Source organism: Reyranella sp. (assembly GCF_965228225.1).
Taxonomy (GTDB): domain Bacteria; phylum Pseudomonadota; class Alphaproteobacteria; order Reyranellales; family Reyranellaceae; genus Reyranella.
Map to the genome: position 1 here is coordinate 5147049 of NZ_OZ245801.1, position 25899 is coordinate 5172947.

At 66.4% G+C, this 25899-nt stretch carries 23 protein-coding genes; 12 read left to right on the forward strand and 11 right to left on the reverse strand.

The features are described 5' to 3' along the window. Window positions 1-67 precede the first annotated feature (67 nt). Entirely contained in the window at window positions 68-2860 is a 2793-nt protein-coding gene (locus ACO07K_RS24985; protein ID WP_422032704.1) for a [protein-PII] uridylyltransferase, read from the forward strand. A gap of 23 nt (window positions 2861-2883) precedes the next feature. On the opposite strand, the gene ACO07K_RS24990 is transcribed toward ACO07K_RS24985, so the two are convergent. Genes ACO07K_RS24990 through ACO07K_RS25000 form a run of 3 tightly spaced genes read right to left on the reverse strand, consistent with a single transcriptional unit; the run spans window position 2884 to window position 5140 of the window. After that, a complete protein-coding gene (locus ACO07K_RS24990) occupies window positions 2884-3864 on the reverse strand; it encodes a Bug family tripartite tricarboxylate transporter substrate binding protein (RefSeq protein ID WP_422032706.1) in 981 nt (326 codons plus the stop codon). An 11-nt stretch (window positions 3865-3875) separates the two neighbouring features. Further along, window positions 3876-4283 carry a hypothetical protein gene (locus ACO07K_RS24995; protein WP_422032708.1) on the reverse strand — a complete coding sequence of 136 codons (408 nt, stop codon included), beginning with the start codon at window positions 4281-4283 and terminating at the stop codon, window positions 3876-3878. A 23-nt stretch (window positions 4284-4306) separates the two neighbouring features. Next, window positions 4307-5140 carry a pyruvate, water dikinase regulatory protein gene (locus tag ACO07K_RS25000; protein WP_422032710.1) on the reverse strand — a complete coding sequence of 278 codons (834 nt, stop codon included), beginning with the start codon at window positions 5138-5140 and terminating at the stop codon, window positions 4307-4309. Between the two features lie 331 nt (window positions 5141-5471). Here ACO07K_RS25000 and hemE point away from each other — a divergent pair, with 331 nt between their 5' ends. The 3 genes from hemE to hemJ are packed head-to-tail and all read left to right on the forward strand — an operon-like array spanning window position 5472 to window position 7978. After that, window positions 5472-6512, forward strand: coding sequence for a uroporphyrinogen decarboxylase (gene hemE, locus ACO07K_RS25005; RefSeq protein ID WP_422036701.1), 1041 nt, complete (start codon window positions 5472-5474; stop codon window positions 6510-6512). A 9-nt stretch (window positions 6513-6521) separates the two neighbouring features. Then, window positions 6522-7553, forward strand: a complete 1032-nt coding sequence (gene hemH / locus ACO07K_RS25010) for a ferrochelatase (RefSeq protein WP_422032712.1) — start codon at window positions 6522-6524, stop codon at window positions 7551-7553. Further along, window positions 7553-7978, forward strand: a complete 426-nt coding sequence (gene hemJ / locus ACO07K_RS25015; protein ID WP_422032714.1) for a protoporphyrinogen oxidase HemJ — start codon at window positions 7553-7555, stop codon at window positions 7976-7978. Before hemH ends, hemJ begins: the two co-directional genes overlap by 1 nt. On the opposite strand, the gene ACO07K_RS25020 is transcribed toward hemJ, so the two are convergent. Further along, window positions 7965-8912: a LysR substrate-binding domain-containing protein gene (locus ACO07K_RS25020; RefSeq protein WP_422032716.1), complete on the reverse strand. Its 948-nt coding sequence runs from the start codon at window positions 8910-8912 to the stop codon at window positions 7965-7967. The genes hemJ and ACO07K_RS25020 overlap by 14 nt on opposite strands. A 102-nt stretch (window positions 8913-9014) precedes the next feature. On the opposite strand from ACO07K_RS25020, the gene ACO07K_RS25025 reads away from it, so the two are divergent. The 3 genes from ACO07K_RS25025 to ACO07K_RS25035 are packed head-to-tail and all read left to right on the forward strand — an operon-like array spanning window position 9015 to window position 11337. Beyond that, window positions 9015-9563 carry a phosphonopyruvate decarboxylase gene (locus tag ACO07K_RS25025; protein ID WP_422032718.1) on the forward strand — a complete coding sequence of 183 codons (549 nt, stop codon included), beginning with the start codon at window positions 9015-9017 and terminating at the stop codon, window positions 9561-9563. 1 nt (window position 9564) lies between these two features. Next, a complete protein-coding gene (locus ACO07K_RS25030) occupies window positions 9565-10191 on the forward strand; it encodes a thiamine pyrophosphate-dependent enzyme (protein ID WP_422032720.1) in 627 nt (208 codons plus the stop codon). A 9-nt stretch (window positions 10192-10200) separates the two neighbouring features. Then, window positions 10201-11337 (forward strand): C45 family autoproteolytic acyltransferase/hydolase, encoded by a 1137-nt coding sequence (locus tag ACO07K_RS25035; protein ID WP_422032722.1) that lies wholly within the window; start codon window positions 10201-10203, stop codon window positions 11335-11337. 145 nt (window positions 11338-11482) lie between these two features. On the opposite strand, the gene ACO07K_RS25040 is transcribed toward ACO07K_RS25035, so the two are convergent. Genes ACO07K_RS25040 through ACO07K_RS25055 form a run of 4 tightly spaced genes read right to left on the reverse strand, consistent with a single transcriptional unit; the run spans window position 11483 to window position 14004 of the window. Further along, window positions 11483-12274 carry an enoyl-CoA hydratase-related protein gene (locus ACO07K_RS25040; protein WP_422032724.1) on the reverse strand — a complete coding sequence of 264 codons (792 nt, stop codon included), beginning with the start codon at window positions 12272-12274 and terminating at the stop codon, window positions 11483-11485. Window positions 12275-12279: 5 nt separating this feature from the next. Beyond that, the gene (locus ACO07K_RS25045; RefSeq protein WP_422032726.1) at window positions 12280-12648 is read right to left on the reverse strand and encodes a nuclear transport factor 2 family protein; all 369 of its coding nucleotides are present in this window, start codon (window positions 12646-12648) and stop codon (window positions 12280-12282) included. A 17-nt stretch (window positions 12649-12665) separates the two neighbouring features. After that, window positions 12666-13034, reverse strand: coding sequence for a hypothetical protein (locus ACO07K_RS25050; RefSeq protein WP_422032728.1), 369 nt, complete (start codon window positions 13032-13034; stop codon window positions 12666-12668). 10 nt (window positions 13035-13044) lie between these two features. Further along, a complete protein-coding gene (locus tag ACO07K_RS25055) occupies window positions 13045-14004 on the reverse strand; it encodes a LysR family transcriptional regulator (protein ID WP_422032730.1) in 960 nt (319 codons plus the stop codon). A 79-nt stretch (window positions 14005-14083) separates the two neighbouring features. On the opposite strand from ACO07K_RS25055, the gene ACO07K_RS25060 reads away from it, so the two are divergent. Together ACO07K_RS25060 and ACO07K_RS25065 are read left to right on the forward strand one after the other, a co-directional pair. Continuing rightward, entirely contained in the window at window positions 14084-14215 is a 132-nt protein-coding gene (locus ACO07K_RS25060; protein WP_422032732.1) for a hypothetical protein, read from the forward strand. A gap of 2 nt (window positions 14216-14217) precedes the next feature. After that, complete coding sequence (locus tag ACO07K_RS25065; RefSeq protein WP_422032734.1) at window positions 14218-14721, forward strand: DinB family protein; 504 nt, start codon at window positions 14218-14220, stop codon at window positions 14719-14721. A 273-nt stretch (window positions 14722-14994) separates the two neighbouring features. Here the strand turns inward: ACO07K_RS25065 and ACO07K_RS25070 are convergent, their stop codons facing one another. Further along, entirely contained in the window at window positions 14995-15585 is a 591-nt protein-coding gene (locus tag ACO07K_RS25070; protein ID WP_422032736.1) for a TetR/AcrR family transcriptional regulator, read from the reverse strand. 67 nt (window positions 15586-15652) lie between these two features. On the opposite strand from ACO07K_RS25070, the gene ACO07K_RS25075 reads away from it, so the two are divergent. Continuing rightward, a complete protein-coding gene (locus ACO07K_RS25075) occupies window positions 15653-16885 on the forward strand; it encodes an MFS transporter (protein WP_422032738.1) in 1233 nt (410 codons plus the stop codon). On the opposite strand, the gene ACO07K_RS25080 is transcribed toward ACO07K_RS25075, so the two are convergent. Beyond that, a complete protein-coding gene (locus ACO07K_RS25080) occupies window positions 16872-20057 on the reverse strand; it encodes an efflux RND transporter permease subunit (RefSeq protein WP_422032740.1) in 3186 nt (1061 codons plus the stop codon). The genes ACO07K_RS25075 and ACO07K_RS25080 overlap by 14 nt on opposite strands. A gap of 9 nt (window positions 20058-20066) precedes the next feature. Next, a complete protein-coding gene (locus tag ACO07K_RS25085) occupies window positions 20067-21212 on the reverse strand; it encodes an efflux RND transporter periplasmic adaptor subunit (RefSeq protein WP_422032742.1) in 1146 nt (381 codons plus the stop codon). 367 nt (window positions 21213-21579) lie between these two features. On the opposite strand from ACO07K_RS25085, the gene ACO07K_RS25090 reads away from it, so the two are divergent. After that, window positions 21580-22782 carry an efflux RND transporter periplasmic adaptor subunit gene (locus tag ACO07K_RS25090; protein WP_422032744.1) on the forward strand — a complete coding sequence of 401 codons (1203 nt, stop codon included), beginning with the start codon at window positions 21580-21582 and terminating at the stop codon, window positions 22780-22782. Then, on the forward strand, window positions 22782-25898 hold the full coding sequence (locus tag ACO07K_RS25095) for an efflux RND transporter permease subunit (protein ID WP_422036702.1): 3117 nt from the start codon (window positions 22782-22784) through the stop codon (window positions 25896-25898). The genes ACO07K_RS25090 and ACO07K_RS25095 overlap by 1 nt, the downstream gene beginning before the upstream one ends. Window position 25899: the final 1 nt, after the last annotated feature.

Genomic DNA, 25899 nt, shown 5'->3' on the forward strand with positions numbered 1-25899 from the left:
CCGGGAGAGGGGAGCGCCGCTCATGGGCCTACTTTAGGCCACCCGCACCCTGTAGTATCCGCCCGCCATGGCCCAGCCCTACGACGAGATTCCGGACCGCCGCCGCATCGTGCGCCGCCGCACCCTAGAGGAGGCCCTCGCCCACCTGGTCGAGGACCTGCCGGACGGTGGCGAGCCGCCACGCCCGCCGGTGCTCGCCCTGTTGCGCGATGCGCTGGCCAAGGGCCGGGCCGAGATTCGCCGTCGTTTCGAGGAGCCCGGCCCGCTCAAGAACGACGGGCCGGCGGTGCTGGCCGCGACCTCATACCTGATGGACCAGATCATCCGGGTCCTGTTCGACTTCGCCGACCAGCATGCCTATCCGGCGGCCAATCCCAGCGCTGCCGAGCGGTTGGGCGTGGTCGCGACCGGCGGCTACGGCCGCGGCGAGCTGGCGCCGCTCTCCGACATCGATCTGCTGTTCCTGCGTCCCTACAAGCAGACACCGCGCGGCGAGCAGATCGTCGAGTTCATGCTCTACCTTCTATGGGACCTCGGCCTGAAAGTCGGGCATGCGACCCGCACCGTCGACGAGAGCCTGCGCTATGCCGAGCGCGACCAGACGATCCGCACCGCCCTGCTGGAAGCCCGCTACCTGTGGGGCGACCGCGCCCTGTTCGACGAGTTGCAGAAGGGCTTTGCGCAAAAGTTCTATACCGGCGACGGCCGCGACTTCGTCGACGCCAAACTCGCGGAGCGCGACCAGCGCCATCATCGCATGGGCGATTCGCGCTATGTCGTCGAACCCAACGTCAAGGAAGGCAAGGGCGGGTTGCGCGACCTGCACCTGCTCTTCTGGATCGCCAAGTATCTCTATCGCGTGAGCGAGCCCGGCGAGTTGGTCGCCAAGGGCGTGCTCACCAAGGAAGAGGCACGCCACTTCGAGCGGGCCGAGCGCTTCTTCTCGACCGTGCGCTGCCACATCCATTACCTGACGGGTCGCGCCGACGATCGCCTCTCGTTCGATCTCCAGCGCGAGATCGCCGCGCGCCTCGGCTACCAGGACCGGCCGGGCAGCCGCGGCGTCGAGCGTTTCACCAAACACTATTATCTTCACGCCAAGACGGTGGGCGACCTGACGCGCATCTTCGTGGCCGCCCTCGAAGACAGTCGCCGCCGCAAGCCCAAGCTCGCCGCGCTGTGGCAGAGCTTGCGGCCGCGCGAACTCGAAGGGTTCCGCCTCGACGGCGAACGCCTGGCCGTCGCCTCGCCCGATTCGTTTGCCAAGGATCCCGTGGCGATCCTGCGCCTCTTCCACGTCGCACAGGAAAACGACCTCGACATCCATCCCGCGACCTTGCGGCTGATCACGCAGAACATCCGGCTGGTCGACCGGCTCCGCAACGACCCGGAAGCGAACCGGCTGTTCATGGAGATGCTGACGTCGCGTCACGACCCGGAGACGACGCTGAGGCGCCTCAACGAGGCCGGCGTGTTCGGCCGCTTCGTGCCCGATTTCGGCAGGGTGGTCGCGCAGACGCAGCACGACATGTATCATACCTACACGGTCGACGAGCACACGATCCGCGCCATCGGCATCCTGTCGAAGATCGAGTCGGGCGCGCTCAAGGAAGACCATCCGCTGTCGGCCGACGTGGTGCACAAGATCTTGTCACGGCCCGTCCTCTATCTCGCGGTGCTGCTGCACGACATCGCCAAGGGCCGCGGCGGCGATCATTCCATCCTGGGCGCCGATGTCGCGATGCAGCTCGGACCGCGCCTCGGCCTCAGCGCCGCCGAGACCGAAACCGTGGCCTGGCTGGTCCGCTATCACCTCGCCATGTCGGCCACTTCGTTCCAGCGCGACCTGATGGACCCGAAGACCATCGAGACCTTCGCGGCCCTGATCCAGTCGCCCGAACGCCTGCGCCTGCTGCTGGTCCTGACCGTGTGCGACATCCGCGCGGTCGGCCCGAACGTCTGGAACAACTGGAAGGCCGCGCTCCTGCGCCAGCTGTACAATGCGACGGAGCAGGTCCTGTCGGGCGGCACGCTGAGCGGCGGTCGCGCCGAGCGCATCAAGCACATCCAGGTCGAGGTCGCGAAGCGACTGCCGGGATGGAGCGACGCCGACAAGGAAGCACACTTCGCCCGCGGCTACGCCTCCTACTGGCTGTCCTTCCCGATCGAGACGCTGGTTCGTCAGGCCGAACTGGTGCGCGGCGCCGAACGGGGCAAACAGCCGCTCGCCATCGAGCACAGGGTCGACGAAGAACGTTCGGTGACCGAGGTCACGATCTACACGCTCGACACGCATGGCCTGTTCGCCCGCCTCGCTGGCGCCATGGCGATCAGCGGCGCCAACATCGTGGACGCCAAGATCTTCACCCTGGCGAACGGCATGGCGCTCGACACGTTCTGGATCCAGGACCTCGAAGGCAAGCCGTTCGACGGGCCGCAGCGGCTGGCGCGGCTCGCGGCGCGCGTGGAGCTGGCGCTGTCCAACCGTCTCGACATCCAGCGCGAACTCGACAGCCAGCGCGGCTCGTGGCCCAAGCGCGACCGCGTCTTCACCGTCGAGCCACGGGTGCTGATCGACAACAACGCCTCGGACGCCTTCACGGTGATTGAGGTCAACGGCCGCGACCGGCCGGGCTTCCTGCACGTCGTCACGCGCGCGCTCACGCGCCTCAACCTGCAGATCGCCACCGCGCATGTCACGACCTACGGCGAGCGCGCGGTCGACGTCTTCTACGTCAAGGACCTGTTCGGCCTGAAAGTCGTGCACCAGGACAAGCTGAAACAGATCTCGGCGGCCGTCGAAGCCGCCATCCGCGAATTCGACTCCCGCTTCGACCCGGTCGCAAAGGCCGCGGAATAGAGCTGGGGGCGCGCCACCAGCCGTCACTCCGGCTTGAAGTTGGCTTCCTTCAGGAGGGCCGTGTTCGTCTCGATCTCCGACTTGATGAAGGCGGCAAACTCCTTTGGGCCGCGGGCCGTCGGAACGATGCCGAGCGAGGTGGTCTTCTCGACGAAGCCCTTGTCGCTCGAAACGGCGGCCATGCCGGCGGCCAGCTTGTTCACGACGGCATCCGGCGTGTCCTTGGGCGCCCACACGCCATACCAGGAGCTGAGGTTGAAATCCTTGAGTCCCACTTCGGCAGACGTCGGGATGTTCGGCGCGAGAGGCGTGCGCTCCTTGGACGTCACGAACATGCCCTTGGCCCGGCCGGACGTGGCCAGCGGCAGAAGCGCCGTCCAGGGATCCATGAAGAACTGGACGCTGCCCGCCATCAGGTCGGTATTGGCCGGCGCGGTGCCCTTGTAGAGGATCTGGTCGAGCGGGATGCCGATGCGCTTCAACCACGCCAGGGTGGCGATGTGGCCGGCCGAGCCGCCAGAGGATATCGCGACAAAGAACTTCTTGGGGTCCTTGGCGACCGCCGCCATCACGGCGGCATAGTCGGCGCCCGGTACATTGTTGTTGGCCAACAGCACCAGGGGCGCCTCGCCCGCCTGGGCGATCGGGCGGAAATCCGTCTGCGGATTGTAGGGGCAGGACGGCACCACCGTCTTGCCGAGCACGAACAGGCTGGCGTTGAACAGGATCGTGTAGCCGTCGGGCTCGGCCCGGCGAACCGTGTCGGAGCCGATGGTGCTGGAAGCGCCGCCGATGTTCTGGATGACGATCTGCTGGCCGAGCTTCTCCGACAGGAACTGTGCGGTGATACGACCGAGCCCGTCCGTGCCGCCGCCGGGCGGGTAGGGCACGATCATCTTCAAAGGCTTGTTCGGATAATCCTGAGCAAGGGCGGAGCCGATGAACGGGGCTGCGAGAAACGAAGCGCCCGCGGCGCCTAGCATGGTCCTACGACGGAATTTCATGATAGACGGCCTCAGGGTTGCACGACCACAGAAGATGCACACATTGTGCCATGTTCCGTCTCGCAGATCGTACGCGAGACCCGTCTTTCGCTGACTTCCCCGCACGGCACGCCCAGAGCCCGGGACGTATCGAGCTGCTGCCGAAGGGTGGCCTGGGTGCCCGGGGCAATCGGAGCCGGCACCCCGCCGCGATAGGCAGACTTCAATTCGATGGTACGCTGGCGGCCGTCGCGCAGGGCGAGCACGATATCGACCTGTAGATAGTCGATCGTCTCTGCCGACCGATTCTCGACCACCAAGCTCGGCACGCAGTTGCCATAGACGTTGGAATCGTTGCCGCGCGTCACGGCGATACCGTTGGCTGCAAGGGCCGCCGTTGACGAGAGAATCCCACCGAACGCTACCCAGGCTGCCTTCATGGTCGCCTCCTGCTTCGCTTTCCCTACGGCGCCTGGAGCCTCTGCTCCCGGCGGGTCGCCAGCATCTGCAGGATGGTCGCCGCCGTCTCCTCGATCGAGCGTCGCGTCACGTCGATGGTCGCCCACTTGCGGCGGGCATAGAGGCGACGCGCATCCTGGATCTCGCTCTGGACCGTATCCATATCGGTATAGTCGCTCTCGGTGTCCTGCTGCATGAGCCGCAAGCGGTTGACGCGGATCTGCACCAGCCGCTCCGGATCGGTGATCAGGCCGACGATCAACGGCCGCTTTGCCTCCTCGAGTTCGGCCGGCGGCGGCACCAGCGGCACCAGCGGCACGTTCGCGGCGCGCACGCCGCGATTGGCCAAGTATACACAGGTCGGTGTCTTCGAGGTGCGAGAGGGGCCGACCAGGATGACGTCGGCATCGTCGAGGTCGTGTGTCGACTGCCCGTCATCGTGCGCCAGCGTAAAATGCATCGCGTCGATCCGGTCGAAATAGCCCTCGTCGAGCTGATGCTGGCGGCCCGGCCACTGCTCGCTCTTGGAATGGAAATGAACCGCCAGTACGCTCATCGCCTGGTCGAGCACGCCGACACAGGGAAGCTGCAGGCGCCGGCAATGATCGCGCACCACGTCGCGCAACTCGGGATCGACCAGCGTATAGAGGACGGGACCGCGGTCGCGTTCAACCGCCTGCATCACCTTTTCCATCTGCGCCGGGGAACGCACCAGTGACCAGACATGCTCCTGAACGAAGATGCCCTCGTACTGGACGAGACAGGCGCGCGCGACACTCGAGACGGTCTCGCCGGTCGAATCGGACACGAGATGGACGTGAAAATTGCGGTTGGCCACGGATCGTTTTACCCCACAGCGAGGCCGGGAGAAACGCGGGATTGATCCGGGCATTTCGGGGACAAACGGGGCGGCCATCCAAACCTGGCCGATTCAGGACCCGACTCGCCTCACCCGTCCAACTTGTCGTCCCCTGCGTACACCTCGGGATGAATGACCTGCGAGTCGGGAATCAGGCCCTTGAGTCGCGTGGAATCGGTGCGATCCGGTCCACAGCCCCCTGGGGAACAATCACCAATAGGGCGTATCCCCACATGGCACAGGCCCTACTACTGCTACTACCTAATATGAATAGAGTAGAAGGAAGCATGAGGGACAGAGCTTGAGCAGTGTGAACCCGAGGGGGAAGTTCCTCGAGACGTTGGCCGGAACGAGACATCCGACGCCACCCATCTGGCTGATGCGTCAGGCGGGACGCTACCTGCCGGAGTACCGTGCGGTGCGGTCGACGACGCGATCCTTCCTCGAATTCTGCTACACGCCGGACAAGGCGGTCGAGGTGACCTTGCAGCCGATCCGCCGGTTCGGGCTCGACGCCGCGATCATTTTCTCCGACATCCTCGTGATCCCGGATGCCCTCGGCCAGAAGGTCTGGTTCGCGGAAGGCGAGGGACCGAAGCTCGAGGCGCTGACCGATCCCTCGCAGTTCGGCCGGCTGTCACGGGCGCGCCTTCAGGAACATCTCGGGCCGGTCTACGAGGCGATCCGGCGGACACGCGCCGAACTGCCGAACGACACGGCGTTGCTGGGGTTCGCCGGCGCACCGTTCACGCTCGCCTGCTACATGATCGAAGGCAGCGGCAGCAAGGATTTCGCCAAGGTGAAGAAATGGGCCTATGCCCATCCCGAATCCTTCAAGCTGCTGATCGATCTCCTCGTCGACGCGGTGGTCGATCATCTCGGCCACCAGGTCGATGCCGGCGTCGACGCGGTCCAGCTCTTCGATTCCTGGGCGGGCGTCCTGCCGGAAGAACAGCTCTTCCACTGGTCGCTCGATCCGATGGTGCGGATCGCCAAGTCCCTGCGCGAGCGTCATCCCGACGTGCCGATCATCGCTTTCCCGCGGGCCGTCGGACCGGCCGCCCTGATGTATCGCCTGCCCGAAACGTTCAGCGCCCTGTCGCTCGACACCGGCATCGGCGCGCATTGGGCGGCCAAGGAGATCCAGCCGCACATCTGCGTGCAGGGCAATCTCGATCCGATCATGCTCGTCGCGGGCGGCGAGGCGATGGCGCGTGAGGCGAACCGCATTCTCGACAAGCTCGGCCACGGTTCCTTCGTGTTCAATCTGGGTCACGGCGTGGTGCCGCAGACGCCGCCCGACAATGTCGCGCGTCTGGTCGAGATCGTGCGCAACTGGAAGCCGGGCTGAGATCGCGCGATGAAGATTGCCATCGTCCTGTTCAATCTCGGCGGCCCCGATTCGCCGGAGGCCGTGCAGCCGTTCCTGCGCAACCTGTTCAGCGATCCGGCGATCATCTCGCTGCCGTCGTTCTTCCGGCTGCCGCTGGCGCGGTTCATTTCCAGCCGTCGTGCGCCCAAGGCCCAGGCCATCTATGCGCAGATCGGCGGCAGCTCGCCGATCCTCGGGCAGACGGAAGCCCAGGCCCGTGCACTCGAGGAGGCGCTGGGCCCGGGGCATGAATGGCGCGGCTATGTCTGCATGCGCTACTGGCACCCGATGACCGACGCCGTCGTGCGCTCGGTGAAGCGCTTCGCGCCCGATCGCATCGTCCTGCTGCCGCTCTATCCGCAATTCTCCACCACGACGACGGCCTCGTCGGTGAAGGCCTGGAAGGAAGCGGCGGCTGCCGCGAAGCTCGACGTGCCGACACAAACCGTCTGCTGCTATCCCGACGAGGAAGGATTCATTTCGGCGTCCGTCGATCTCGTGAAGCAGGGCCTCGCCGAAATGGCCGATCGTCCCGTGCGTGTGCTGTTCTCGGCGCACGGGCTTCCCGAGAAAATCGTCAAGGCCGGCGATCCCTACCAGGCGCAGGTCGAACGCAGCGCCAAGGCGATCGCCGACAGAATCGGCGGTCTCGACTGGTCGGTCTGCTACCAGAGCCGCGTCGGGCCTCTGAAATGGATCGGCCCCTCGACCGATGCGGAGATCCATCGGGCCGGCAGCGACGGCAAGGCCATCGTGCTCTATCCGCTGGCCTTCGTCTCGGAACATTCCGAAACACTGGTCGAACTCGACATCGAGTATCGCCATCTCAGCGAGAAGAGCGGCGTGCCGGCCTACGTTCGCGTGCCGACCGTGGGCACGCATCCCGCCTTCATCGCCGGCCTGGCGGATCGCGTACGCACCATCCTGGCCGAACCGCAGGTTGCGATCTGCCATGGTGCGAAGTCGATGCCCTGCAGCGCCAGCCACCGCGGCTGTCCGCTGATCGCCGGAGCCGCCTGATGCTCTACGAGGTGCTGAAGGCGCTGCACATCATCTCGGTGATCGCCTGGATGGCCGGGCTGCTCTACCTGCCGCGTCTGTTCGTCTATCACGCCGATGCGGCGAAGGGCTCGGCGCAGAGCGAGACCTTCAAGACCATGGAACGGCGCCTGCTGCGCGGCATCATGAACCCGGCGATGATCCTGACCTGGGTCTTCGGCCTCGCGCTCACCTGGCAGGGCGAGTGGTGGCACGCCGGCTGGTGGCACGCGAAGTTCGCGTTGGTGTGCGGCCTCACCGTCGTGCATCACCTGTACGGACGCTGGCGCAAGGAATTCGCGGAAGATCGAAACGTTCGTCCGGCGAACTATTATCGCTGGTGGAACGAAGTGCCGACCCTGCTGATGGTCGCGATCGTCTTCCTGGTGGTGCTCAAGCCGTTCTGATCTGCCCTCGACCGAGCAGTCGTCCGGGCCAGATCTTCCGGTCGACATGGTCGGCAACGATGTCGGCGATCGTCTCGCCGGCAAAACGTGTGAGGCGTGAGACCGGCCGGTCCGCCGGATAGGACAGGACCAGCTGCCGGACCGGCGCCGGATCGGTCAGGGGTGCGGCGGCCAGGCGGCCCGCGGCGATGTCGTCGTGAATGGGCGACAGCGGCAGGATCGTCCAGCCGTGACCATGACGCACCAGATCCTTCAGGGTCGCGTAGGAATCGGCTTCGATGGCGATGTGCAGCGCGATGCCGGCCTCCACGGCGCACTGCTCGACGATCGTTCGCAAGCCGTGCCGCGTGCTGGGCAGGAGGATGCGCTTGCCGTCGAGGTCCTTGAACGGGATCGAGCGTTCGCCGGAGAGGCCTGAGTCGGGCGGCCCGATCAGGAACAGGTTCTCGAGCAGCAACGGCTCCGACCGCAGCGATCTGGCGGAATTCGGATCGTAGAGGATGGCGACGTCGATCTCGCCGCGATGCAGCCAGTCGAGCAGATGGCCCGTATAGGCGCCGACCAGCCGCAGCTCGACCTGCGGGTGGCTCTTTCCGAAAGCGGCGACCAGGGGCAGCGACAGGATGTCGGCCACCGTCGGCGGAAAGCCGATGGAGATCCTGCCGCGCAAGGGTGCGTCGAGATCGGAGGCCGTCGCGCGGATCTCTTCCAGCTCGGTCATGACGCGCGTGGCGTGTTCGAGAATCTCGCGGCCCTTGTCGGTGAGGACCATGCCTCTCCCATGCCGGGTGAACAGGCGGACCGACAGCTCCTCCTCCAGCATCCGGATCTGGCGGCTGAGCGCCGGCTGGGCGATGCCGATCCGGTCGGCCGCCTTGCTCAGGCTGCCGAGCTCGGCGACATGGATCAGGGTGCGAAGCTGGGAAATCTCCATCGAGCGATACAATATAGTTATATCTGTTCATTCCCAACGGTCGTCGAGTTACGTCGGCGTTATAGCTAATGTGCCGGCCGATTAGAGCCGGATGGGAGAAACATGACCGCCGCCCCGACGCAGCCTGCCCCTTCCAAAGTTGATTGGCGCGACCAGATCTTCGAGGTCTTCCAGGACCATGATGTGAAGCAGGTCTATCACGTGCCCGACGCCGGCCATGGACGGCTGATCGAGGCCTGCCAGACGTCGAACTCGATCCGCACCCTGGCCCTCACGACCGAGGAGGAGGGCATTCCGCTCGCCGCCGGGGCCTGGCTGGGCGGCCAGCGCTCGGTGCTGCTGATGCAGAGCTCGGGCGTCGGCAACACCATCAACCTGATGGGCATGCCCAAGACTCTGCGTTTTCCGTTCCTGACCCTGATCACGATGCGCGGTGACTGGGGCGAGTTCAATTCCTGGCAGTATCCGATGGGCCAGGGCACGCCCAAGGTGCTCGAGGCGATGGGCGTGCTGCTCTACTCGGTCGACAATGCCGCCGAGGTGAAGATCACGGTCGACGCCGCCGCGCGCTCGGCCTTCAACGGCGGCCAGGCGGTCGCCGTGCTGCTGCGTCAGAAGCTGATCGGCATCAAGAATTTCGGGAAGAAGTGAGATGAGCACGCACGCGCACAGGGCCACGCTGCAGCGCCGCCCGCTGGTGAAGCAACTCCTCGACGGCGCCGACGACAATCTGCTGGTGATCGCGGGCCTCGGCTCGTCGAACTGGGACATCACCGCCGCGGGCGACCGGCCGCTCAACATGCCGCTGTGGGGCTCGATGGGCGCCCCGGTCGGCATGGGCCTGGGCCTCGCCCTGGCGCAGCCCAACAAGCGCGTGCTGGTCATCACCGGCGACGGCGACATGCTGATGAGCCTGGGCTCGCTGGCCACCGTGGCGACGCAGATGCCGGAGAACCTGGCGATCGTCGTGCTCGACAACGAGAAGTTCGGCGAGACCGGCAACCAGGCCACGCATACCAGCCCGCGCAACAACGGCCCGACCGATTCCGGCGCCGGCACCGATCTCGCCATGATCGCGCGTGGCTGCGGTATCGCCGACGCCACGACGGTGCGTGAGGCCGGCGAGGTCGCAGAACTGGTGAAGGACGTGCGCACCAAGAAGGGTCCGGTGTTCCGGCTCGTGAAGGTCATGGTAGAGAAGCTGGAGTTCGTGATGCCGCCGCAGGATGGCGCGCATCTCAAGGACCGTTTCCGCCAGGCCCTGCTGGGCCACCCTTAAGAGGCTCCCATGACCGACTACGCTCCCTTCCCGCTGATCGATCTGTCCGGCGGCCCCAGGGAGCGGGGGCGAATTCACGGTAAGGCCGCCGCGGATCGTCTGAAGCGTGGCGTGAAAATGTACGCCGAGTCGCTGCTCAAGTCGGGCGTCGACTGGAAGGAACTGGAGCGCCGCGCCGAGGCGATGGTGCCGCTGATCGACAAGTTCGATCCGACCTATGTCGAGGAAATGCGCGGCATCGCCGAAGGCGCGAACGAGCCCTTCGCTGCCGTGGTGCTGATGAACGCGCGCACCGAGATGGTGGTCGCGGCACGCAAGCAGCAGGCCGCCAAGCACTTTCCCGACGGCTGCACCGCGGCGCTCGCCCTACCCGAGGCCAGCGCCGACGGCGTGCTGCTGCACGGCCAGAATTGGGACTGGCGGTCGGAATGCGCCGAGACCGGCGTTGTGCTGCGCATCCGCCGCGACGACGGGCCCGATATCCTCACCTTCACCGAAGCGGGTGGCCTTGCGCGCTCGGGCCTCAACTCGGCCGGCATCGGCCTGACTGCCAACGCCCTGGAATGCGACCGTGACTATCAGCGCGGGCAGGGTGTGCCGCTGCCCTTCATCCGCCGCAAGGTGCTGGAGGCCGCCCACCTCGCCCATGCGGTGCAGACCATCGTGTCGACGCCCAAGCCCGGCTCCAACCACATGGCGGTAAGTCACTGTGGTGGTGAAGCCTTCGGCTTCGAATGCGCGCCCGACGAAACGTTCTGGATCGCGCCCGAGCGCGGCCTCTACGTCCACGCCAATCACTGGATCGCCGATTCGGCGCGCGCCAAGGTGAAGGACACCGGCCTCGCCGAGACGCCGGACTCGATCTATCGCGACAAGCGGGTGCGCGACCAGCTCGCGCCCAAGCGCGGCAAGCTCACCTTGGAAGATTTCCGTCAGGCCTTCTTCGACGATTGGGGCACGCCCTACTCGGTATGCCGCCCGCCGCGCCTCAACTCGCGCGGCGTCTCGACGGCCACCACGGCGATGATCCTAATGCGCCCGGCCGACGGCCACCTCGAAGCCTGCCCGATGCCGGCGCTGAACCGCCAGTTCACGACCTACACGCTGACCCCGGACCGCCTCGCGCAGAAGCAGGCGGCGGAGTAGTTAACGCCTGTCGTCCTGCGCGCAGCGAAGAACCTGACGGAGCGAGCAAAGCACTCCGTTGCTGGCGCCAGATCCTTCGCTGCGCTCAGGATGACAGGAAAAGAAAGGCCGTCGTCTCGACCGGAGCGAAGAGACGATGGCGTTTTTACCCCGGATACCAGGACGGCTTGCGCTTCTCCGTGAAGCTCGCGAGGCCTTCGGTGGCTTCGTCCTGCTGGCGGGTCCGGGCATGTTCGTCGATCAGGTCGCGCAGTTCGCCCTCGTCGATGAAGGCGCGGGCCGAGGTCAGCGAGCGCAGCTTGGTCGCCGTGGTGGCGCGCGGGGCGTTCATCAGGACCGACTCGACGATCTTCTCGCCGGCTTCGGCGAGACCGCCCAGCGGGCAGACTTCGTGCACCAGGCCGAGACGGCGCGCGTCGTGGGCGCCGAAGCGTTCGCCGGTCAGCGCGTAGCGGCGCGTCTGGCGCAGGCCGATCGCCTGGCAGAGCTGCGGCAGGATGATGCCGGCCATCAGGCCCCAGCGCGTCTCGCTGATGGAGAAGAGTGCGTCCTCCTGGGCCACCACGACGTCGCAGGCCGCGGCGATGCCGGTGCCGCCGCCGAAGCAGCCGCCCTGGATCAGCGCAAGGGTCGGCACAGGGCAGGTGTCGAGCCGCTTCACGGCCTCGGCCGTGAGACGGCTGACCTTCTCGTTCTCGGCGGGCGATTGCTTGGCGACGCCCGTGATCCACGACAGATCGGCGCCGGCCTGGAAATGCTTGCCGTTGCCGCGCAGCACGACGATGCGCAGGCCGCTCTCAGAACCCAGCGCATCCATCGCGTCGTGCAGGCCCTGGATGAGGTCGCCGTTGTAGGCGTTGTTCACCTTGGGCCGATTCAGCGTGACCGTGGCCACGCCCCTTCGATCGATCTCCCAGAGGACGGTATCGTTCGACATCGAAATCACTCGGCCTTCATGTAGCTGTCCTTGAGCGCGATCCTGCCGTCCTTCACCTCGTAGAGGTCGATGCCGTAGCGATCGAACGGCTTGCCGGCATGGTCGATGCCGGTGGCGCGGAAGGTGCCGAACAACTTGTCGCCGGCGCGATGGATGCTTGCCTCGGAGAAGCGCACCTCGCGATGCGCCGTGCTCTTGTCGGCGAAGTGCGCGCGCAGCGCCTCCTTGCCCTTGAGCACCCGACCGGTCGGCGAACCGCCAGTGTTCAGGCGCCATTCGAAATCATCGGTCACGCAGTCGGCGATCGCGTCGACATCGGCCTTGTTGAAAGCCTTGCCGAAGCGGCGGAACAGGTCGTCGATGGCGTCGGCCATGGGATCCTCCTTTGGGTCTACTTGGTCTTGAGCAACGAGCCGAAACAGAGCGCGATGTCGTGCTTCACGCCGGCCTGTGTGACGGCCGACAGATCATAGCGCGAGGTCTTGCAGTCCGAGGCCATGACCTCGATCTCGCGGGACGCCACGTCGCCGCGATAGCGCAGGACGCGCGTGTCGCCCGCGCCACTGGTGTGGATGGTCAGGGTAAGCGTCGGGCCGCTCTCGGCCCCGCTCTTCTCGTCGGGGGAGAATTCCAGGGTCGAGATGTTGGCCTCGTGCCCTGCGTGGCGCATCGCATCGATGGCCACGTCGAGTTCGGGCCGGATGATGTCGCGGCATTTCACCCAGAAGGCCTGCACGAAAAGATCGGTGTCGGTGTCCATGGTCCCTCCCTCAAGGATTGCTGTCCTTGTTTGGTGAAGAGCCTAGCATCTCCCATGGCGGCGGCGTGAATTTCTCGAGGATGAAGTCGATGAAGGCGGTCACCTTGGGCGCGAGGTGCCGGCGGTGCGGATAGACCGCATGGATCGGGATCGGCTGTTCGGCGCGGAACTCCTCCAGCAGCGAGACCAGCTCGCCGTTCTTGATCGCCGAGGCCACCGTGAGACGCGTCAGGCGCACGATGCCCAGCCCCTGCAGCGCCAGCCGCATCTGGGCTTCGCCCTCGGTGACGGCGACCCGCCCGCCGACCTCGATCTCGCGGATCTCGCCATCGATGCGGAACGGCCAGCGGTTGAGATAGGTGCGGTCGCGCGAGACGATGCAGTTGTGGCGCGTCAGGTCCTCCGGGCGCAGCAGGGGGCGACGGTTCCTGAGGTAGGACGGCGAGGCGCAGACCAGCCGCACATCCTCGCCGATCTTGCGCGCCATGAAGCTGGTGTCGGCCAGTCGCCCGATGCGAATCGCCACATCGACCCCTTCCTCGATCATGTCGACGACGCGGTCGGTGGGCATCAGCTCGAGCTGCAGCAGCGGATAGCGTTCGAGGAACTCCGCGATGACGGGCGCCAGCTGGTGGGTCGAAAAGGCCAGCGACGTCGTGACCTTGAGAAGCCCGTGCGGTGTGCCGCTCTGGCCGCTGATCTGGTTCTCCAGGGTTTCGATCTCGCCCACGATGCGCCGCGCCGCCGCGTAGAAGGCCTCGCCCTCCTCGGTGAGGCTGATCGCCCGCGTCGTGCGCTGAAGGAAACGCACGCCCAGCCGGGTTTCCAGCCGGGTCACCAGCTTGCTGACGGCCGACGGGGTCAGGCCGAGGCTCGGCGCGGCGGCCGAAAACCCTTTGGACTCGACGACCCGGACGAAGGCCGCCATCTCGCTTGCGTGATCGATCATTGCGCTATTGATGAATTTCATTCACGAGTGTTCGTCATACACTCTGTATTAACCTCCAGGAATAACGGAATTAGGTTCCTTTCAACCTTTGGAGGTTCTCATGTTCACGGTTCCCTACCCCAGCATTACCGAACGCCGCGCTCTCGAAGCCCGGGCCCATCGCCTGCGCAGCGCCGCGGTTGCCCACCTGATCCGCGGCTTCACTCGCTGGGTGTCGGCTGCGGCGCGCTAAACGTGGACAGGGCCGGGATCTGGGCGCAGTACGCCCACTACAACCGGCTGGCCAACGAGAAGCTCTATGCGGCCTGCGCCGGGCTCTCCAGTGCCGAGTACCGTCGCGATCTCGGCGCCTTCTTCGGTAGTGTGCACGGTACGCTGAACCATCTGCTGCTGGGCGACCGGATCTGGATGGCACGGTTCGAAGGCGGCTCGCATGTGTCGACGGGCCTGGGCGCGGTCCAGTTCGAGGAGTTCGAAGCGTTGCGCGCGGAGCGCGAGCGCCTGGACCGCCACATCGAGCATTTCTTCGCGCACCTGCCCGAAGGTTTCGAACAAGGCAGCGTGCGGTACGTCAACAATTCCGGCTTCGACACCGAGGATCCCTGGTCGGTGATCCTGCCGCATTTCTTCAATCACCAGACCCACCACAGGGCCCAGGTCCACACGCTGCTCTCGCAGCTGGGCCACAAGCCGCCCGTGCTCGACCTGCACCGCGTGCTCCGGCCCGATCCGACGTAACTTCTGCTTGTCGTCCTGAACGCAGCGAAGGACCTAGAGTCTTTCCGTTTTACATTCACCCACCCCCTCATCCTGAGGAGCCGTGCACAGCACGGCGTCTCGAAGGATGGGCAACCGATGGGGTGCGCGTGCCCACCCTTCGAGACGCTCACTGCGTTCGCTCCTCAGGGTGAGGTCAGTGTTGAGATGGTCGGCTCGATTCCATCTCGCCCGGAAACGCTCTAGCGGAACGACCTGAGCACTCCTTATCGGACGTTGGATCCTTCGCTGCGCTCAGGATGACGGCGGGTGGGGAGTCTTGCGAACAGAAGACACACCCGCCGCCTTGAGCAACACAGTCGCGGCCTCGCGCGCCGCGGCTGCGACGGCGGGATCGCCACGTACGATGGCGGCGGCGATCGCGCCGTCGGTCAGGATCTGGAGCTGCAGCGAGAGGGATTCAGCCTGGTTGATGCCGAGCTGTTCCAGGAGTCCCTGAAACCAGGTTCGGCGCTGCTCCTTGAAGGCCAGGGCGATCCTGTTCGCGGCATGCGCCGGTTCCTTGAGTTCGGCCACGGCGTTCACGAAGGGGCAGCCGCGGAACACACCGGTCGCGATGGTCCGTTCCAGCCGGTCGAAGGCGCCCAGGATCTGCTCCAGCGGCGGCCGGTCGGACGGCGGGGCGGGTTTCAGCCGGCGCGACAGATAGGCCACGATCAGGTCGTCCTTCGACGGGAAATGATTGTAGAGCGTGCGCTTGCTGATGCCGATCTCGGCCGCGATCATGTCGACGCCGACGGCGCGGATGCCCTGGCCGTAGAACAGCCGATCCGCCGTCTCGAGGATGCGTTCCTGCATCGCTGCCCTGACATCCGCCCTCGCCATGCCGTCTTGACCTCTTTCCGGTGCCGTCCGTAGATTACACAGACCTGTGTAATCCGGAAGGCGTGCCATGACCATTCTCAAGGACCTGCGGCCCGTCCTGCCGATCCTGATCGGCGCCTCGGTCATGTTGAGCCTCGGCATGGGCGTGCGCCAGAGCTTCGGGCTGGTGATGCCGTCGCTGACGCGCGACATCGCGCTCACGGTCTCGGACTTCGCGCTGGCCATGTCCGTCCAGAACCTCGCCTGGGGTTTCCTGCAACCGATTGCGGGCGCGCTGGCGGTGCGGCTGGGCTTCCGGCCGATCATGGTCGGCGGTGCGGCGCTCTATGTTGCCGGCCTCGGCTTGTTCGCGATGGCGGACGGCCTCACCGGTGTGATGCTGGGCGGCGGCGTGCTGATCGGGATGGCGCTGGCCTGTACCGCCTCGGCGATCTCGCTCGCCGTGGGCGCCCGTGCCGTGCCGGCGCGGGCGCGCAGCTTCGTGCTGGGCGCGATCACGGCGACCGGCTCGCTGGGGGCGCTGCTCTCGGCGCCGCTCGGCCAGACGCTCACGACGGAACTGGGCTGGCGCGCCGGACTGTTGGGCTTCCTCACGTTGATCGTCTTCATGCTGCCCGCCGCCTGGATCGCCGGCCGGGTCGACCGCCTGTCGCCCCCCGTACCTGCCACGGGAGACATCAGCGCCGCCTCCCCCCGCCTCGCGCTCGCAGCAGCGCTGCGGAAACCCTCGTTCCTGGTGATGACGGCGGCCTATTTCGTCTGCGGCATGCAGCTCCTGTTCATTACGACCCACCTGCCATCCTATCTCGCGCTCTGCGGCATGGATCCGTCGCTCAGCGCCGGCGCGCTGGGGGCGATCGCCCTGTTCAACGTGTTCGGCAGCCTGTTCTTCGGCTGGGCGGGCGGTCACTGGTCCAAGCTCGGCCTGCTGGGCGGCATCTATATCGCCCGCTCGATCGTGCTCGCCGGCTATTTCGTGATGCCGCCGACGCCGGCCAGCACGCTGGTCTTCGCCTCGGCCATGGGCTTCCTGTGGCTCGGAGTCGGGCCGCTGGTCGCCGGATCGGTGGTCGAGATGTTCGGCCTGCGCTGGCAGGCCATGATCCAGGGCGTCGCCTTCATGAGCCACCAGGTGGGCAGCTTCGTCGGCGCCCTGGGCGGCGGCCTGCTGTTCGACGCGCTGGGCTCCTACGACCTCGCCTGGCGCCTGGGTGTCGCGATGGGGCTCACCGCCGGCATCGTGCAGGTGGCGTTCGCGCTGCTGCGCCCGCCACCCGCCCCGACCCCTATTGCGGCTTGAAGTCCGGCTTGATCTCCTGCTTGCGCCACTTGAAGCGCAGCTCGGCCAGACCGACGGAGAGCACGTAGAAGACCGGCGTGAAGATCAGACCGAAGATCGTGACGCCGATCATGCCGGAGAAGACCGCGGTACCGAGCGACTGGCGCATCTCCGCCCCGGCGCCGGTGCTGATGACCAGCGGCACCACGCCCAGGATGAAGGCCAGCGAGGTCATCAGGATGGGACGCAGGCGCGTCTTGGAGGCGGTGACGGCCGCGTCGAAGCGGTTCATGCCCTGCTCGTGCGCCTGCTTGGCGAACTCCACGATCAGGATGGCGTTCTTGGCCGCCAGACCCACCAGCACGACCAGGCCGATCTCGACCAGCACGTTGCGGTCGAGGCCGCGGATGTTCACGCCGATCATGGCCGCCAGGATACACATCGGCACGATCAGGATGACGGCGAGCGGCAGCAGCCAGCTCTCATAGAGCGCCGCCAGCAACAGGAAGACGAACAGCACGGCCAGGCCGAAGGCCAGGATCGCGGTGTTGCCGGCCAGCTTCTCCTGCAGCGCGATCTCGGTCCATTCGAAGCCGAATCCTGACGGCAGCACCTTCTCCGCCAGCGCCTCCATCGTGGAGATACCCTGCCCCGAGGAGTAGCCGCGCTGCAGGGCCACCTGCACTTCGGCCGCCGGGTAGAGGTTGTAGCGGGCGACACGGTAGGGACCGGTGATGTCCTCGAAGGTCGCGACGGCGCCGATCGGCACCATCTCGCCGCTCACGCTGCGCGTCTTGAGGTTCTCGACGTCGCGCAGGGTGAGGCGATAGGGGTCGTCGGCCTGCACGGTCACGCGGTAGGTGCGGCCGAGGATGTTGAAGTCGTTGACGTAGGCCGAACCCATGTAGGCCGACAGCGTCTCGAACACGCGCGAGATCGGCACGCCGAGCTGCTCGGCCTTGGTGCGGTCGATGTCGGCGTAGATCTGCGGCGTACGCGTATTGTAGAGCGTGAAGGCCTGGGTGAGGCCCGGCGCCTGTCCGGCGGCGCCGGCGAGGGCCCAAGTGGCGCCTTCGAGGGCCGTCAGCCCGCGTGAGGCGCGGTCCTGGACGTAACCCTTGAGGCCGCCGCCCGTACCGATACCCGGCACCGAAGGCGGCTCCAGGACGAACACGAAGGCCTCGCGCAGCGCGAACATCTGGCCGCGCAGATCGGCCAGGATCATGTCCTTGGTGATTCCCGGCCGCTCCTTGAACGGCTTCAGGGTCACGAAGATCACGCCGGTGTTGGGCGCGTTGGTGAAGGTCGCGCCGTCGAAGCCGACGAACGAGACGGCGTTCGCCACGCCCGGCCGCGACATGATGATCTCGCTCGCCTTGCGCACCAGCGCATCCGACCGTTCGAGAGTCGAGCCGGCGGGAAGCTGCATGGCCGCGATCAGGTAGGAGCGGTCGAGCTGCGGCACCAGGCCGGTCGGAGTCGAGGCGAGGCGGTTCTGGGTGAGCGCCAGCAGGCCGGCATAGATCACCAGCATGATGAAGCCCATGCGGATCACCCGCGCCGTCATGCGACCGTAGAAGTTCGAGAGCGCCTCGAAGCCGCGGTTGAAGTGGCCGAAGAACCAGTGGACCGGCCAGGCGAGGCGATCCAGGAGACCGGGCTTGGCCTTCTCGACATGCGACAGGGCATGCGACTTCAGCAGCAGCGCCGCCATCGCCGGCGAGAGCGTCAGCGACACGAAGGCCGAGATCGCGGTCGAGGCGGCGATGGTGATCGCGAACTGCTTGTAGAAGGTGCCCTGCAGACCGGTGATGAAGGCGGTCGGCAGGAACACCGCGATCAGCACCAGCGAGATCGCGATCAGCGCGCCGCCGACCTCGTCCATCGTCTTGTGCGCGGCCTCCTTCGGCGACATGCCCTGCGTCAGGTAGCGCTCGACGTTCTCGACCACGACGATGGCGTCGTCGACCACGATGCCGATCGCCAGCACCAGGCCGAACAGGGAGAGCGTGTTGAAGGAGATGCCCACCGCGGCCATGAAGGCGAACGATCCGATCAGCGAGACCGGGATGGCGAGGATCGGGATGATCGCCGCGCGCCAGGTCTGCAGGAACAGGATCACGACGACGACGACCAGGATCACCGCTTCGAACAGGGTCGTGATGACGGCGTCGACGGAGGCCTGGATGAAGGTCGTGGGATTGTAGACGATCGTGTAGTCGAGGCCGGAGGGGAAATTCTTCTTCAGGCGATCCATCTCGGCGATGATGGCGTCCGAGGTGGCGAGCGCGTTTGATCCCGGGCGCTGGAAGATGCCGAGCGCCGTGGCCGTCTTGTTGTTGAGATAGGCGTTCAGCGTGTAGTCCTGCGCACCCAGTTCGACGCGGGCGATGTCGCGCAGGCGGGTCACGGACCCATCCGGTTCGGCGCGGATCACGATGTTCTCGAACTGGTCGGGCGAGCTCAGCCGCCCCAGCGTGCGCACCGACAGGGTGAAGCCGCCCGGCGACACCGCCGGGGCCTGGTTGACGGCACCCGCCGCCACCTGGAGGTTGGCCGCCCGCAGCGCCAGCACGACTTCGCCCGCCGTGAGGTTGCGCGCCGCGACACGGGCCGGGTCGAGCCAGATGCGCATCGAGTAGTCGCGACCGCCGAACACCAGCACGTTGCCGACGCCGTCGACGCGCGTCAGCACGTCCTTCACGTAGAGCGTGGCATAGTTGGAGATGTACTGCTGGTCGCGGCTGCCGTCGGGCGAGACCATGTGCACGACCATCATCAGGTCGGGCGAGGCCTTGCGCACCACGATGCCGAGGCGCTGCACGTCCTCGGGCAGGCGCGGCTGGGCCACCGCAACGCGGTTCTGCACCAGCACCTGGGCCTGGTCGATGTCGACGCCGGGCTTGAACACCACGTTGATCGACAGACGGCCGTCACCGGTCGACTGCGACTCGATGTAGAGCATGTCGTCGACGCCGTTGACCTCGAGCTCGATCGGCGTGGCGACGGTCTCGGCGATCACCTCGGCGGAGGCGCCGGGATAGGTCGCGGTGATGTTGACGGTCGGCGGCGCGATCTCGGGATATTCCGCGACGGGCAGGCCGCGCTGGGCGATGAAGCCCACGATCACGATGATGACCGAGAGCACCGACGCGAAGATCGGCCGGTCGATGAAGAAATGTGAAAAACGCATGGGGGGCCCTTACTTGGCCTTGGCGACGATCTCGCCCTTCTGAGGCACGACCTTGGCGCCGGGCCGGACCATGGGATTGGCGAGGCCGTCGAGCACCACCTTGTCGGTGGGCTCCAGGCCGGAGCGGATCACCCGCAGACCGTCGACCAGCGTGCCGAGGGTCACGGGCTTGGCCTGCACGACATCTCCGGGGCCGACGACGAACACGATCTTGCGGGCCTGGTCGGAGATGATGGCCGAGTCGGGCACCAGCAGCGCGTCATACTCGCCGCCGAACAGCTGCAGTCGGCCGAAGATGCCGGGCGTCAGGAGCTGGTCCTTGTTGTCGACCAGGGCGCGGACGCGGATCGTGCCCGAGCGCGCGGTCATCGCATTGTCGACGAAGTCGACCTTGCCGGTGCGCTTCCACTCGGTCTCGTCGGAGAGCCGGATACGGACCGGATTGGCGCCGTCGCGCGAGGAGGCGAGGGCGCCCGACAGGATCAGGCGGCTGTAGCGCAGATGATCGGACTCGGAGATGTCGAAGACGAAGCGGATGGGGTCGAGCGTCACGATCGTGGCGAGCAGGGTGGCGCCGCTCTGGCCCCCCGAGATCAAATTGCCGGCATCGACCTTGCGATCCGAGATGCGGCCGGCGATCGGCGCCGTGACGTTGGTCCATTCGAGGTTGAGCTGGGCGTTGCGCAGCGCGGCTTCTGCCGACTTGAGCTGGGCGCGGGCGACGGCGAGGTTCGACTTGCGCGAATCGTTATCCGCCTCGGTGATGGTGCGTGAGGCAATCAGCGACGCGCCGCGACCGACCTGCAGATCGGCAAGCTCGACCTGTGCCTTGTTGCGTGCGACGTCGGCTTCCGCCGATTCGACCGCGATCTCGTACGGCCGCTTGTCGATGGTGAACAGCGGATCGCCGGCCTTGACGATCTGGCCGTCGCGGAAATCGATCTTGTCGATGAAGCCCGAGACGCGCGCGCGCACTTCGACGGATGCAACGGCTTCGAAGCGTCCGGAATACTCGTCCCATTGGGTGACGCGCTTGGCGAGTGGCTCGGAAACGCCGACCGGCATGGCGGGCGGGCCGCCCTGGGCGAAGGAGGCGGATGAAAAAGCCCAAAGGCAGAGGCTGGCGACTGCCAGCAGGCGGCGACGTACGGACACTTGGACTCCCCCGCGAACAATTCTGCGTCGCGAAGTCGACATGTGGTTGCCCCATTGGGCTGTGTCAATTCCTCGCGGAGTAACCGACGCACTTCGCGGGAACGAGTTTTCAGCAACAACTGTAGGGTTAAGCGGCGTCAGAGCCTGCCGCTCCGCGGGCACCGCTCGCAAATGCCTTTGCAACGTCGCGCGAAACCGCGCGTTCAACTCGATGGTGAGCTTGGCTGGTGTGGTCGCACGTCGCCTTGCAGGTGTCGAGAGGGGGCGAGTCATGTTCACGTGCGAAGAGGGTTCCGGACACGACTCGTCGTCCGTCATCATCCTGACGCTGCTGCTCGGCAGGATCGCGACGGGAAGAGCGGCATAGATGGGCAAGGTATCTCCGGCGCGCATTGCCTTCATTGCTGTCATCCTCGTCACGATTGCCGCGGCCGCCGTTTACTGGTTCGCGCTCCGAAGCCCCACCGTGCCGCCGGCCGCCGCAGCGCCACCGCCGGCCGAGGTGGGCGTGGCGACGCTGGTGTCCGCAGATGTGCCCTTGCCGTTGCTTTATGCGGGGCGGGTGACCGGCTTCCGCATTGTCGAAATTCGATCGCAGGTCGGCGGCTTTCTGCAGAAGCGCCAATTCACCGATGGCGAGGCGGTCAAGGCGGGCGATGTGCTGTTCCGCATCGATCCGCGCAGTTACGACGCCGCCCTCGCCCGGGCCAAGGCCCAGGAGGCGCAGGCCCAGGCGACGCTGACCCAGGCGACGGAGAACTTCACCCGGGTCGAGGGCCTGGCGGCCCGCCAGGTATCGACGCAGAAGGCCCTCGAGGATGCGACGGCCGCGCGCGAACTGGCCACCGCGGCGCTCGCATCGGCTAAAGCCGATGTCCAGACCGCCGAGCTCAATCTCGAATACACGGTGATCAGGGCGCCGATCGCCGGCCTCACCAGCATCGAGGCCTCGCCGCCCGAGGGCACGCTCGTCCAGCCGCAGCAGACGGTGCTCACCCGGATCACGCAGCTCGATCCGGCCTACGTCTATTTCACGACCACCGACGGCGAATTGCGCGAGCTCACCGAGATCAACCGCAAGCGCGCCAAGCCGCTGACCGAAGACGACGTGACGGTGAAGCTGCGCTTCGGCAATGGCGACGTCTATCCGTTCGACGGGCGCGTCGACATCAGCTCCAGCATCGTGGACCCGCGCACCGGCACAATTCAGATTCGCGCGGTCTTTCCCAACGACAAGCGCGGCCTGCTGCCCGGCCAGTTCGTCCGGGTGGAGATCATCGGCGTCACCATGCCGAATGCCGTCCTGGTCCCGAAGACGGCGATCGTGCAGGGGCCGCAGGGCGCCGCCGTCTACGTGCTCGATGCGAACGACGTGGCCCAGGCCCGCCCCGTCCAGCTCGACCGCGAGGTCGAGAAGGGCTGGATCGTGAAGAGCGGCCTCAAGGCCGGCGAGCGCGTCGTCACGGACGGCGTCATCCGGGTCCGCCCCGGCGCCAAGGTGAAGCCGGTCGACGTCACCACGGCGCCCGCGCCGGCGGCCCTTCCTGCCGCGAGCGGGACCAGACCGTGATCTCGAAATTCTTCATCGACAGGCCGGTCTTCGCCAGCGTCCTGTCGATCGTCATCGTGCTGGCCGGGCTGGTCGCGATGCGCGCGCTGCCGATCTCGCAATATCCGCAGATCGTCCCGCCCGATGTCGTCGTGACGGCGAGCTATCCGGGCGCCACGGCCGAAACCATCGCCTCCACGGTGGCGGCGCCGCTCGAGCAGCAGATCAATGGCGTCGAACGCATGATTTACATGCGCTCCACCTCGACCGGCTCGGGCACGATGAGCCTGACGGTCAGCTTCGAGATCGGCACCGATCCCGACCAGAACGCCATCAACGTGAACAATCGCGTGCAGCGCGCGCTGCCGCTGCTGCCCGCCGAGGTCGCGCGACAGGGCGTCGTCGTCCAGAAGCGGTCGTCGTCGATCCTGATGGTGATGACCATGTCGTCGCCGGACCGGCGCTACGACACCGTGTTCATCAGCAACTACGCGCTGGTCAACGTGGTCGACGAGCTGCGCCGCCTGCCGGGCGTCGGCGATGCCGCCCTGTTCGGTGCCTCCGACTATTCGATGCGCGTCTGGCTGAGACCCGACAAGCTCGCGCAATACAATCTGACGCCGGGCGACGTCGCGGCCGCGGTCCGCGAACAGAACTCGCAGTTCGCCGCCGGCCGGTTCGGCGAGGAGCCGATGAAGAACCCGCAGGAGTTCACCTATTCGGTGACGACCCCGGCGCGCCTGGTCGATGCCACGCAGTTCGAGAACATCATCATCCGCTCCGACGAGATCGGCGGCGCGCTGCGCCTCAAGGACGTGGCGAGGGTCGAGCTGGGCGCGCTCACCTACGGTTTCTCCGCGATCTTCAACGGCGCACCGGCCGTGCCGATCGGCGTCTATCTGCAGCCCGGCGCCAACGCGCTGCAGGTCGCGCAGTCGGTGCAGGACACGATGCAGCGCGTTTCCAAGCGGTTTCCGGAAGGGCTGCGTTACGACGTGCCGTTCAACACCACGCGCTTCGTCGAGGTCTCGATCGAGGAGGTGGTCATCACCTTCATCGAGGCCGTCATCCTCGTGGTGCTGGTCGTCTTCCTGTTCCTGCAGAGCGTGCGGGCGACGATCATCCCGATCATCGCCATCCCGGTGTCGATCGTCGGGACCTTCGCCGGCATGTACCTGCTGGGCTTCTCCATCAACCTGCTGACCCTGTTCGGGCTCGTGCTGGCGATCGGCATCGTCGTCGACGACGCGATCGTGGTGCTGGAAAACGTCGAGCGCATCATGTCCACCGAGGGCAAGAGTCCGCGCGACGCGGCGGTCCAGGCGATGCAGGAGGTGACCGGGCCGGTCATCGCCATCGTGCTGGTCCTCTGCGCGGTGTTCATCCCGGTATCCTTCCTGGGCGGGCTGGCGGGCGAACTCTATCGTCAGTTCGCGGTCACCATCGCCGTGTCGGTGGTGATCTCGGGCATCGTGGCGCTGACGCTCACGCCTGCACTCGCGGCCCTGATCCTGAAGCCCGGCCACGAGAAGCCCGGATGGTTCTTCTCGAAGTTCAACACGGGCTTCGGCTGGGTGACCGATCGCTATACCGGCGGCGTCTCGTTCCTGATGAAGCGGGTCGTGTTCGGCCTGACGGGCTTCGCCGTGATCGTCGGAGCCACCGTCTACCTGTTCCAGCGCGTACCGGGCGGGCTCGTGCCCAACGAGGACCAGGGCTACGTCTTCCTGGTGACGGCCCTGCCGCCCGCCGCCTCCCTGACGCGCACCCGTGAAGTCACCGCCAAGGCGACCGAGGAGCTCGGCAAGAATCCGGCCGTCGCCAACGTCGTCACCTTCTCGGGCTTCGACCTGCTCTCGGGCGCGCAGAAGACCAATTCCGGCATCTCCTTCGTCACGCTGAAGGACTGGTCCGAGCGCAAGGAGCCCGCCCAGGATGCGCGCAATCTCGCGCCGGCGCTCGCCGGCTTGAACAGCCACTTCCGCGACGGCGTGGTGATCGGCTTCAACCCGCCGCCCATCCAGGGCATGAGCACGACCGGCGGGTTCGAATTCTACCTGCAGGACCGGTCCGGCGGCTCGCTGGCGAGCCTCGCGGAAGCGGCCAACAAGGTCGTGGCCGCGGCGGCCAAGCATCCACAACTGGCCGGCGTCTCCACGACCTTCTCCACCAGCGTGCCGCAGTACCGCATCGACGTCGACCGCGACAAGGCCAAGGCCATCGGCATCCCGATCAACTCGATCTTCGACACGATGCAGAGTTCGTTCGGCAGCCTCTACGTCAACGACTTCACCCTGTTCGGGCGCACCTATCGCGTCAGCCTCTCGTCGGAGTCCGACTTCCGCGAGCGGCCGGAGGACCTGCGGCACGTGTTCGTGAAGTCCGACAAGAACGTGATGGTCCCGCTCAACGAGCTGGTGACGGTGACCCGCATCGTCGGTCCCGACACGGTCGACCGCTTCAACATCTTTCCCGCCGCCAAGATCCTGGGCGGGCCGGCGCCCGGCTATTCCTCGGGCCAGGCGATCGCCGCCATGCAGCAGCTCGTGGCCGAGACCCTGCCCGACGACTACACGATCGGCTGGACCGGTTCGGCCTACCAGGAGCTGGCGACCCAGGGCACGGGCAGCCTGGGCTTCGTGTTCGGCTTGGTGATGGTCTTCCTGATCCTGGCGGCGCAATACGAGCGCTGGTCGCTGCCGCTCGCCGTCCTCACCGCCGTGCCCTTCGCGGTGTTCGGCGCATTGCTGGCGGTCTGGATCCGCGGCCTGGAGAACGACGTCTATTTCCAGATCGGCCTCATCACGCTCATCGGTCTCGCCGCCAAGAACGCCATCCTGATCGTCGAGTTCGCCTCGCAGCGCTACCAGCAGGGCCTCTCCGCCTACGATGCCGCGATGGAGGCGGCGCGGCTGCGCTTCCGGCCGATCGTCATGACCTCGCTCGCCTTCATCCTGGGCGTGGTGCCGCTCGCCATCAGCAGCGGCGCCGGCTCGGCCAGCCGCCATTCGATCGGCACCGGCGTGATCGGCGGCATGTTGGCCGCGACCTTCATCGCCATCCTGTTCGTGCCGCTCTTCTTCCGCCTGCTCACGCGAAAGAAGAAGGAGCCGACGCCGCCGGAGTCGATGCCCTAGC

Coding starts and splice junctions, on each gene's coding strand:
- ACO07K_RS25020 (WP_422032716.1), bottom strand. CDS start 8,912: ATGGAGATTTCCCAGCTTCGCACCCTGATCCATGTCGCCGAGCTCGGC.
- ACO07K_RS24990 (WP_422032706.1), bottom strand. CDS start 3,864: ATGAAATTCCGTCGTAGGACCATGCTAGGCGCCGCGGGCGCTTCGTTT.
- ACO07K_RS25055 (WP_422032730.1), bottom strand. CDS start 14,004: ATGAAATTCATCAATAGCGCAATGATCGATCACGCAAGCGAGATGGCG.
- hemJ (WP_422032714.1), top strand. CDS start 7,553: ATGCTCTACGAGGTGCTGAAGGCGCTGCACATCATCTCGGTGATCGCC.
- hemH (WP_422032712.1), top strand. CDS start 6,522: ATGAAGATTGCCATCGTCCTGTTCAATCTCGGCGGCCCCGATTCGCCG.
- ACO07K_RS25075 (WP_422032738.1), top strand. CDS start 15,653: ATGACCATTCTCAAGGACCTGCGGCCCGTCCTGCCGATCCTGATCGGC.
- ACO07K_RS25070 (WP_422032736.1), bottom strand. CDS start 15,585: ATGGCGAGGGCGGATGTCAGGGCAGCGATGCAGGAACGCATCCTCGAG.
- ACO07K_RS25060 (WP_422032732.1), top strand. CDS start 14,084: ATGTTCACGGTTCCCTACCCCAGCATTACCGAACGCCGCGCTCTCGAA.
- ACO07K_RS24995 (WP_422032708.1), bottom strand. CDS start 4,283: ATGAAGGCAGCCTGGGTAGCGTTCGGTGGGATTCTCTCGTCAACGGCG.
- ACO07K_RS25045 (WP_422032726.1), bottom strand. CDS start 12,648: ATGGCCGACGCCATCGACGACCTGTTCCGCCGCTTCGGCAAGGCTTTC.
- ACO07K_RS25040 (WP_422032724.1), bottom strand. CDS start 12,274: ATGTCGAACGATACCGTCCTCTGGGAGATCGATCGAAGGGGCGTGGCC.
- ACO07K_RS25090 (WP_422032744.1), top strand. CDS start 21,580: ATGGGCAAGGTATCTCCGGCGCGCATTGCCTTCATTGCTGTCATCCTC.
- ACO07K_RS25035 (WP_422032722.1), top strand. CDS start 10,201: ATGACCGACTACGCTCCCTTCCCGCTGATCGATCTGTCCGGCGGCCCC.
- ACO07K_RS25025 (WP_422032718.1), top strand. CDS start 9,015: ATGACCGCCGCCCCGACGCAGCCTGCCCCTTCCAAAGTTGATTGGCGC.
- ACO07K_RS25030 (WP_422032720.1), top strand. CDS start 9,565: ATGAGCACGCACGCGCACAGGGCCACGCTGCAGCGCCGCCCGCTGGTG.
- ACO07K_RS25080 (WP_422032740.1), bottom strand. CDS start 20,057: ATGCGTTTTTCACATTTCTTCATCGACCGGCCGATCTTCGCGTCGGTG.
- ACO07K_RS25050 (WP_422032728.1), bottom strand. CDS start 13,034: ATGGACACCGACACCGATCTTTTCGTGCAGGCCTTCTGGGTGAAATGC.
- ACO07K_RS24985 (WP_422032704.1), top strand. CDS start 68: ATGGCCCAGCCCTACGACGAGATTCCGGACCGCCGCCGCATCGTGCGC.